This window comes from Microcoleus pseudofavosus SVA1_A4 (assembly GCF_036700565.1).
Lineage (GTDB): Bacteria > Cyanobacteriota > Cyanobacteriia > Cyanobacteriales > Microcoleaceae > Microcoleus.
The window spans coordinates 62,915-69,930 of the sequence record NZ_JAUBPE010000033.1; the positions used below are offsets into that span (position 1 = coordinate 62,915).

The 7,016-nt window shown below is 48.0% G+C and carries 7 protein-coding genes and 1 tRNA gene; 6 read left to right on the forward strand and 2 right to left on the reverse strand.

Annotated elements, in window-relative coordinates:
- Positions 1-39 precede the first annotated feature (39 nt).
- The 3 genes from QUA02_RS16100 to QUA02_RS16110 all read left to right on the forward strand — a co-directional run bounded on the left by QUA02_RS16100 (position 40) and on the right by QUA02_RS16110 (position 4,569).
- Positions 40-1,728: a DUF2079 domain-containing protein gene (locus tag QUA02_RS16100; RefSeq protein WP_333029183.1), complete on the forward strand. Its 1,689-nt coding sequence runs from the start codon at positions 40-42 to the stop codon at positions 1,726-1,728.
- Positions 1,729-1,956: 228 nt separating this feature from the next.
- A complete protein-coding gene (locus tag QUA02_RS16105) occupies positions 1,957-3,144 on the forward strand; it encodes a glycosyltransferase family 4 protein (RefSeq protein WP_333029184.1) in 1,188 nt (395 codons plus the stop codon).
- A gap of 180 nt (positions 3,145-3,324) precedes the next feature.
- Complete coding sequence (locus tag QUA02_RS16110; protein WP_333029185.1) at positions 3,325-4,569, forward strand: MFS transporter; 1,245 nt, start codon at positions 3,325-3,327, stop codon at positions 4,567-4,569.
- Positions 4,570-4,750: 181 nt separating this feature from the next.
- Here QUA02_RS16110 and QUA02_RS16115 read toward each other — a convergent pair.
- Positions 4,751-4,824, reverse strand: a tRNA-Arg gene (locus QUA02_RS16115).
- A gap of 78 nt (positions 4,825-4,902) precedes the next feature.
- Here QUA02_RS16115 and moaC point away from each other — a divergent pair.
- The 3 genes from moaC (at position 4,903) to QUA02_RS16130 (ending at position 6,135) form a co-directional block, all read left to right on the forward strand.
- Complete coding sequence (gene moaC / locus QUA02_RS16120; protein ID WP_333029186.1) at positions 4,903-5,424, forward strand: cyclic pyranopterin monophosphate synthase MoaC; 522 nt, start codon at positions 4,903-4,905, stop codon at positions 5,422-5,424.
- 88 nt (positions 5,425-5,512) lie between these two features.
- Positions 5,513-5,770: a 2TM domain-containing protein gene (locus QUA02_RS16125; protein WP_333029187.1), complete on the forward strand. Its 258-nt coding sequence runs from the start codon at positions 5,513-5,515 to the stop codon at positions 5,768-5,770.
- 62 nt (positions 5,771-5,832) lie between these two features.
- Positions 5,833-6,135, forward strand: coding sequence for a DUF3181 family protein (locus QUA02_RS16130; protein WP_333029188.1), 303 nt, complete (start codon positions 5,833-5,835; stop codon positions 6,133-6,135).
- A gap of 75 nt (positions 6,136-6,210) precedes the next feature.
- Here QUA02_RS16130 and QUA02_RS16135 read toward each other — a convergent pair whose 3' ends face one another.
- Positions 6,211-6,927 (reverse strand): calcium-binding protein, encoded by a 717-nt coding sequence (locus QUA02_RS16135; protein WP_333029195.1) that lies wholly within the window; start codon positions 6,925-6,927, stop codon positions 6,211-6,213.
- Positions 6,928-7,016: the final 89 nt, after the last annotated feature.

Genomic DNA, 7,016 nt, shown 5'->3' on the forward strand with positions numbered 1-7,016 from the left:
ATTTGTGCTATTGTCCGATAATTTCGTTACGGCGGGCCCATGACATTTTTGAGATGGAAGAAAAATGAGTCGCTGCGGGTGGTGGTTAAAGTGGCGGCCGCCTTTTTTGTGCTGTGCTTGTTGCTGACGCTGCACCGCTACTACAGCTTTTACGCTACTTACGACCAAGGGATTTTCAATCAACTTTTTTGGAACGGCACTCGGGGTCACTTGTTTGAGAGTTCCCTGTCTTCGGCTTTGTCCACTAATGTCGTTCACCAAAACCAGCTCCCGGAAGTATCTTACTACCGGTTGGGGCAGCATTTCACCCCGGCGCTGATGCTGTGGCTGCCAATTTATTCGCTGTTTCCCTCGCCCGTCACTTTGACTGTGTTGCAGGTGACTTTAATTGCGGCGGCTGGAGGAGTGCTCTATGCTCTCGCCAGACACTATCTGGAACCGAGGCTGTCGGCGACAATTGTTGTGAGCTATTACTGCGCTAACGCGGTCATCGGCCCGACTTTGGGTAATTTTCACGATGTTTGTCAAATTCCGCTGTATGTCTTTGGCTTGCTGCTGGCGATGGAGAAGCGCTGGTGGTGGCTGTTTGGGATTCTGGCAACTTTAATTTTGGCCGTGCGAGAAGATTCGGGAATTGTTTTGTTTGGCGTCGGATTTTACATGATTTGCAGTCGGCGCTACCCTCGGACTGGCTTGGCTGTCTGCATACTCAGTTTTGGTTACACGATCGTCCTGACCAATCTGATTATGCCTTTGTTTTCTGATGACATATCCCAGCGGTTTATGATGGAGCGCTTCGGTCAATATGCTTCGGGGGATGAAGCTTCGACTCTAGAAATTCTTTGGGGAATGGTTAGCAATCCGGGGCGGTTGGTGGCTGAACTATTTACGCCGTTTTTTGGTAAAATCAAATACCTGCTCGGCCAGTGGTTGCCGTTAGCTTTAGTTCCTGCCGTAGCGCCTGCGTCTTGGACGATAGCTGGATTTCCGCTGCTGAAGCTGTTTTTAGCGAAAGGAGAGTCGGTGCTGGCGATTAATATTCGCTATGCGATGACTGTGGTTCCAGGGCTTTTTTACGGGGCAATCCTGTGGTGGGCCGATCGCCAAAAGGAAGAAGATAAAATTAGAAGCGGAGAAAAAACAAGCTTGCGCTTTCCTTCTGCGGTTTTGCCTTTGGCTTCGTCTTCCAAGTTTCGTCGCTTTTGGGCGTTTTGCATCTGCTTGTCGCTATTTTTTACCTTCACGTCTAACCCAAATCGGACTTTTTCTTTCATTTTGCCTGATGCGATCGATCCTTGGGTGCAGGTTCCTCTCGTCAGACAGTGGCAGCACGTATCTCAAGTCCGGCCGCTGTTGGCTCAAATTCCTGCTGATGCTAGCGTGGCTGCGACGAATACTATTGTGCCGATTTTGTCAAGCCGCCGGGAAATTCTCAGGTTTCCGATGTTTGAACTGCGGAATGATGCGGGGGAGGCAGTGAAGATGGAGTATGTAATTGCCGATATGTGGCAGTTGCAGCAGTATCAGGCTGCGTTTCGCCGGGAACGGGGACAGTTGCAGGCGATCGTCCCGCAGATCGATCGCCTTTCCAAATCTGGAGAGTACGGAATTGTGGGCTTTGAAGACGGCGCGATTTTGATGCGCAAGGGTGCTGTTTCTAACTCTGGATCGGTTGCTGCTTGGACTCGTTTTCGCCGCGACTTGGAGCCGATTTTGAAGAAAGGGTAAGCAGGTAGGCGCATCTAAATTTTACACTCAAGTTTGATGAATTCTTGTGGGGTGGGCGTCCCGCCCGCCCGAAAAATACAATTTAGATGCCCGACAGCTTATTATTGCTGCCAAATGTCAGCCCTCGGCCATAAACTTGCGATCGACCAACATTTTAGGCTGCGTATTATACAATAAATCTGTTAATCATAAACATTAAGATATATAAATTCTTTGGAGGGGAGAAAGATGAAAATTTTGGTACTGGCATGGGAGTTTCCTCCCAGAATCGTCGGCGGTATCGCCCGCCACGTAGCGGAACTGTATCCAGAATTGGTGAAGCTGGGCCACGAGATTCACTTAATTACAGTAGAGTTCGGCCATGCGCCGATGTACGAAGTGGTGGAAGGAATACAGGTGCATCGGGTGGTGGTGGGACACGCCAGGGACTTTTTTCACTGGGTGGCGAACCTCAACCAAAGCATGGGCCACCAAGGCGGCAAACTGATGCTGGAGGAAGGCCCCTTTGATATCATCCACGCTCACGATTGGTTGGTAGGAGATGCGGCGATCGCCCTCAAGCATACCTTTAAAGTACCGCTAATTGCCACCATCCACGCCACCGAATACGGGCGCTTCAACGGCATCCACAATGAGGGGCAGCGCTACATCAACGCCAAGGAAAACGACCTCGCTTACAACGCTTGGCGGGTAATTGTTTGCAGCGATTATATGCGGCGGGAAGCCGAACGGGTACTATCGACTCCGTGGAACAAAATAGAGGTAATTTACAATGGAATAAGGTCGGAAAAAAAGCCGCGCTGGCACGAATTTGACGCGATGAACTTCCGCCGCCAGTTTGCGACAGACGACGAAAAAATAGTATATTATGTAGGAAGAATTAGCTACGAAAAAGGCATTGCTGTATTTCTGAATGCTGCACCTAAAGTAATTTGGGAAATGGGGGGGAAAGCCAAAATAGTAATTGTTGGCGGCGGCAATACAGACCATCTCAAACTTTTGGCTTGGAACTTAGGAATTTGGAATAAGTGTTATTTTACTGGCTTCATGTTTGAGGAACATCTCGACAAATTCCAGACAGTAGCTGACTGCGCGGTTTTCCCCAGTCTTTACGAACCTTTTGGGATTGTAGCTTTAGAAAGCTTTGCTGCAAGGGTGCCGGTGGTAGTTTCAAATGCGGGCGGACTTCCAGAGGTGGTGCTGCACACTAAAACTGGCGTTGTTACTGAGGCAAATAATCGGGATTCTTTGGCCTGGGGGATTTTGGAGGTGCTGAAAAATCCGGGTTACGGGCGGTGGTTGGTTGACAATGCTTATGAGGATTTGGAACGCCGGTTTAGTTGGCCGAAGTTGGCGATGGAAACCGAGTGGGTTTATCGGCGGGTGGTGGAGGAAAGAGCTGAGGTTGATTGGTAAGAATGCTCTTTTTTGACAGTTGACGGTTGACAGTTGACGGTTGACGGTTGACGGTTGACAGTTGACAGTGAGTCGAATATCAACTTTTTTTGGTGCAAATCTTAAGAATTTGTAACACAATGATAGAGACACTCGAACTTACTTTGAGTACACTCGGAAGATTTAAAGGGAATTTGCATCTTGAATATTTTTAGGGACATCGATCCCCAACCCAGACGCAGCTTACTGACTTTATTCACCGCAGGCCTCCTATTCTGGTCGAGTTTGGCTTCGCTGCTGCCAACTTTGCCGCTGTACGTCCAATATGTCGGCGGCACAAAACAGCAAATTGGCTTTGTGATGGGTGCATTTGCGATCGGACTTTTGCTATCCAGGCCGCAGTTGGGCAAAATAGCCGACAGCAGGGGGCGAAAACAAGTTTTGGTTCTAGGCGCGGCAGTCGCTGCGATCGCCCCGATGGGCTACCTGTTAGCTCAATCTATCCCCTTACTGTTATTTATCCGGGCTTTTCACGGCATTAGCATCGCTGCTTTTACCACAGCTTACAGCGCTTTGGTAACAGATTTGTCGCCGCCAGGAAAGCGGGGCGAATTAATCGGTTACATGAGTTTGGTGAATCCTATTGGTCTAGCAGTTGGGCCGGCTATTGGCGGATTTGTGCAAGCTTGGGTTGGTTATACTCCTTTGTTTGCGATGTCGGCGGCTTTCGCTGCAATGGCTATATTTTTTACCTGCAAAATTGCGGAACCTAATTTTGCAGAGTTAACAAAATCGGACTCGCTATCTGAGGACAAAAATAGCCAAAAATACTGGGAAATGCTCTGGAATCCGAGAGTGCGGATTCCGGCTTTAGTGTTATTGGTGGTTGGTTTAGTATTTGGAACTTTGAGCACTTTTATGCCTTTGTTTATCCAAGAAACCAAGGCTAATTTGAATCCAGGATTATTTTATTCTACGGCGGCTATCGCCAGTTTTGGTATACGGTTGCTCACGGGACGGGCTTCGGACAAATACGGCCGCGGCTTGTTTATTTCTGGCGGCTTAATCTGTTATGCCGTATCTATGTTATTGTTGTATTTTGCTAACAACAGCAGTGCTTTTTTAATCGCAGCTTTGGTTGAAGGTTGCGCCGGCGGTACTGTTATGCCGATGATGGTAACGCTGATGTCGGACAGGTGCGAACCTCATGAAAGGGGCCGCTTGTTTTCGCTTTGTATTGGCGGATTTGATTTGGGGATTGCGATGGCTGGGCCGACTTTAGGCTTTGTTGCCGAACAAGTCGGCTACAGAAATATGTTTGGTTTGGCGGCTGGACTCGCTGGCTTGGCTTTGCTGGTTTTTATTACTCTGTCTAGCAAGGACTTGTCTCATTCGATGAAATTTGCGATCGGTCGAGGCAAAGATGTTTATGCTTTGAATGGGTGAGTTCAATTCCGGTTGCATTGGAATGATAGCAACTCAGGACACGGCAATGCCGTTTCCCTACCGCAAAATAATCGATAGTGAGGAGGACACGGCAATGCCGTTTCCCTACCGCAATTAATTGTAGGGACACGGCATTGCCGTGTCCCTACGAGTTTCCCTACGAGGATTTATCGATTTAAAATGGGCTTGGAGGGATTCGAACCCCCGACCTCATGGTTCGTAGCCATGCACTCTATCCAACTAAGCTACAAGCCCCTGTTGAGTTTAGATTTAATCTAAAATTGATTAAGTTCTTTTCTCACAGAATCTAACAGTAACACCATTACCAAAATAATGCAAGACCTTTCGCCAACTTTTTCTAAATTGCCCGATGCGGCACAGCTAACTCACCTCGACAACAGCGGGCAAGCCCAAATGGTGGACGTTTCGGCGAAGGTGCCGACTGTGCGGCAAGCTGTGGCCGCTGCGAGGGTGCGGATGTTGCCGGAGACGTTTGCGACGATTGAAGCGGGGAATGCGCCGAAAGGTGATGTGTTGGGCACTGCAAGGTTGGCTGGAATTATGGCGGCGAAACAGACGGCGAATTTGATTCCTCTGTGTCACCCTCTGCCGCTGAGTAGCGTGGAAGTGCAGGTGATAGCGGATGCTGAGTTGCCGGGGTATCAAATTCGGGCGACGGTGAAAATTAAGGCGGAAACTGGGGTGGAAATGGAGGCGCTGACGGCGGTTTCGGTGGCGGCGCTGACTTTGTACGATATGGCGAAGGCTTTGGAAAAGTCGATCGCCATTGAGTCAATTCGCCTGGTTAGTAAAAGTGGCGGCAAGTCTGGGGACTATGAAAATGTAGAGGCATAAGTTTCATGCCGAAAGAGGGATGCAGCATTCAAAAAGCTGCACTTATGATTAAAATAGGCACTGAACTACTAATATCAAGTGAAAAACTATGCCTCCTCGTTGGCCCCGCAAACCCGATCGCAACGATCCAGAGTACCGCCGTTTAGATGACCGGATGAATTTTGCTATCCACGTCGGTCTTTTTTCTGCTACCAATTCTGGTTTGTGGTTTGTTCACAATTTGCAAAAGGCTAATTGGCCTTGGGCAATTTCGGTAACGGGTGGATGGGCTCTAGTAGTTTTGGCCCACGCGATTTACCATTTTGCGATCGCCGATTATTCGCCCCTCACCAAAGATTCTGGCTGAAGGCAGTTGTCGGCGATTTGTTAAGTCTTTTGATTGATAACAAATAAGGTTCTGCTTTTTATATGGCTAATACTACCCAGGCGATCGAATCCTTAGCAGCCGAAATCGGCGAAAATGTCTACATTGACATTGCCAAATGGCATTTGTATCTGAGAGATGCTCATCTGCATACAGTTGTTGCCCAACAACTTTATTCAATGCTGGAAGATGGCAATTTAGATGCTGACAAAGTTGGACAAGTTTTGCAAAGTATTCCAGTCAAGTTGGGCGGCGGCAAGCGGGAAGTGCCGCTGGCAGATTTGATTCCGATGCAGTGTCAAGTTCAGTTGATGGATGTGCTTGAGGAATTTCAGCGGAAGATGTGATATCAATTGTTGATTTGGATTTAAGTGCGATCGCCCTTTGTGGATTTAATGGGCGATCGCACTTTTAATTCTTCCCTAAATCAACCGGAAATTAGCCGATGTAATCGCATTCGCACTCACTCCAACCATCACAGCTAACTCTTCCCCTGTCAAGGCATTTTTGATGAGAGTTCCCTGAGTATTTTGAGTTATTGCTAACTGGCTAAAGCTCAAACCTCCGGTTAATCCAATCGAATCTTGACCCACCGTAAAATCAGCGATCGTGTCAAATCCTCGATCGGCTTTTAAGACAAAGATATCGTTACCACTACCGCCAGTTAAACTATCATTCCCCAATTCTCCGTCAAGAAGATCGTCACCTTGACAACCAGTGAGAGTATCGTTATCTTCCCCTCCGTAAAGAGTATCATTTCCTTCACACCCTCCCAGGATATCTGCTTCTTCGTCACCGCTGATGAAATCATTACCTTCACCGCCACAGATGGTATCCGAACCCTGATTTCCAAACAGGTAGTCGTCTCCATCACTACCCAGCATTATCTCGTTACCTTTGCCTCCAAATAAGGTGTCATTATCCTTGCCACCATCAATGAAGTCATTATCTTTATCACCCCGAATGAAGTCATTACCTTCGCGGCCATTTATGGAGTCATTGCCTTTGCCTCCAAAGATTAAATCGTTGCCCAAGTCGCCAACAACGATGTCATTATTTTCATCTCCGAATAGGATGTCATCGCCACTACCACCGCTGATAAAATCATTGCCTTTGTTGCCGTTGAGGATATCGCGAATCTCGCCGCCATAGGGAGCGTGTCACTTTTGCGATGAGTATAAATACTCAGAAATACTAGGGCAGAGGTTTTGAGCTATTGTTGGGCAAA

Bases quoted from the DNA above. Each gene is read 5' to 3' on its own strand.
- QUA02_RS16130 (WP_333029188.1), top strand. From the start codon at position 5,833: ATGGCTAATACTACCCAGGCGATCGAATCCTTAGCAGCCGAAATCGGC.
- QUA02_RS16125 (WP_333029187.1), top strand. From the start codon at position 5,513: ATGCCTCCTCGTTGGCCCCGCAAACCCGATCGCAACGATCCAGAGTAC.
- moaC (WP_333029186.1), top strand. From the start codon at position 4,903: ATGCAAGACCTTTCGCCAACTTTTTCTAAATTGCCCGATGCGGCACAG.
- QUA02_RS16100 (WP_333029183.1), top strand. From the start codon at position 40: ATGACATTTTTGAGATGGAAGAAAAATGAGTCGCTGCGGGTGGTGGTT.
- QUA02_RS16105 (WP_333029184.1), top strand. From the start codon at position 1,957: ATGAAAATTTTGGTACTGGCATGGGAGTTTCCTCCCAGAATCGTCGGC.